2 protein-coding genes are annotated in these 1,454 nt (G+C 70.0%); both read left to right on the top strand.

The annotated features are described in order from the left end of the window. The first annotated feature begins 31 nt into the window (after positions 1–31). Positions 32–1,000, top strand: a complete 969-nt coding sequence (locus ACJA3G_RS36880; RefSeq protein WP_406557373.1) for an NADH-quinone oxidoreductase subunit H — start codon at positions 32–34, stop codon at positions 998–1,000. Then, on the top strand, positions 1,000–1,454 hold a 455-nt coding region (locus ACJA3G_RS36885; RefSeq protein ID WP_406557374.1), incomplete at its 3' end, for a NuoI/complex I 23 kDa subunit family protein. The genes ACJA3G_RS36880 and ACJA3G_RS36885, both read left to right, overlap by 1 nt.

The following is a 1,454-nucleotide window of genomic DNA, read 5'->3' on the forward strand; positions in this document are numbered from 1 at the left end:
ACCCCGAAACCCCCGCCGGAGGCGAACCCGCGTGAACGACGCACTCGACGTCGCCCTCCGGCTCCTCGTCGTCTTCGCCGTGTTCCTCGTCCTGCCCCTCGTCATCGGGCAGACCGAGCACAAGGTCATGGCCCATATGCAGGGCCGCCTCGGCCCGATGTACGCCGGCGGCTTCCACGGCTGGGCCCAGCTCGTCGCGGACGGCGTGAAGTTCGCGCAGAAGGAGGACGTGGTCCCGGCCGACGCCGACCGCCGCGTCTTCCAGCTCGCCCCCGCCGTCGCCCTGCTCCCGTACCTCCTCGTCCTGGTCGCGATCCCGATCGGCCCGGGCGAGGGCGCTGTCGGCCAGGTGGTCGACGCGGGCATCTTCTTCGTCCTCGCCGTCATGGGCGTCGGCGTACTCGGCTCGCTGATGGCCGGCTGGGCCTCGGCGAACAAGTTCTCCCTCCTCGGCGGACTGCGCACCGCCGCCCAGCTCCTCGCGTACGAGCTGCCGATGCTGCTCGCCGCCGCCTCCGTGGCGATGGCGGCCGGCACCGTCTCCCTCCCCGGCATCCTCAACGCCTTCGAGTGGTGGTGGCTGCCCTGGCAGATCGTCGGCGCCCTGGTCTTCTTCACCGCCGGCCTCGCCGAACTCCAGCGCCCGCCCTTCGACATGCCCGTCGCCGACTCCGAGATCATCTTCGGCGCGTACACCGAGTACACGGGCCTGCGCTTCGCCCTCTTCCTCCTCGCCGAGTACGCCGGGATCGTCGTCCTGTGCGGCCTCACCACCGTCCTGTTCCTGGGCGGCTGGCACGGCCCCTTCGGCGCGGACGGGCTCGGCTGGGTGTGGACGCTCCTCAAGACCGCGCTCCTCGCCTTCGTCGTCATCTGGCTCCGCGTCAGCTATCCCCGGCTCCGCGAGGACCAGCTCCAGAAGCTCGCCTGGACCACGCTCATCCCGCTCGCTCTCGCGCAGATCGCGCTCACCGGCATCGTGAAGGTGGCGATCAACTGATGGCTGCGCCGCTCCCGCCCGCCCGGCCCCGTATCCCGGGTTCCGGCTTGGCCAAGGGCCTCGCCGTGACCCTCCGCACGATGACCAGGAAAACGGTCACCGCGCAGTACCCGGACGCCCAGCCCGAACTCCCGCCCCGCAGCCGCGGAGTGATCGGCCTGTTCGAGGAGAACTGCACGGTCTGCATGCTCTGCGCCCGCGAGTGCCCCGACTGGTGCATCTACATCGACTCCCACAAGGAGACGATCCCGGCCGCCGCCCCCGGAGGCCGCGAGCGCAGCCGCAACGTCCTCGACCGCTTCGCCATCGACTTCTCCCTCTGCATGTACTGCGGTATCTGCATCGAGGTGTGTCCTTTCGACGCGCTGTTCTGGTCGCCCGAGTTCGAGTACGCGGAGACGGACATCCACGAGCTCACCCACGAGCGCGACAAGCTCCGCGACTGGATGTGGAC

Source organism: Streptomyces sp. YS-3 (genome assembly GCF_045257485.1).
Classification (GTDB): Bacteria; Actinomycetota; Actinomycetes; order Streptomycetales; family Streptomycetaceae; genus Streptomyces.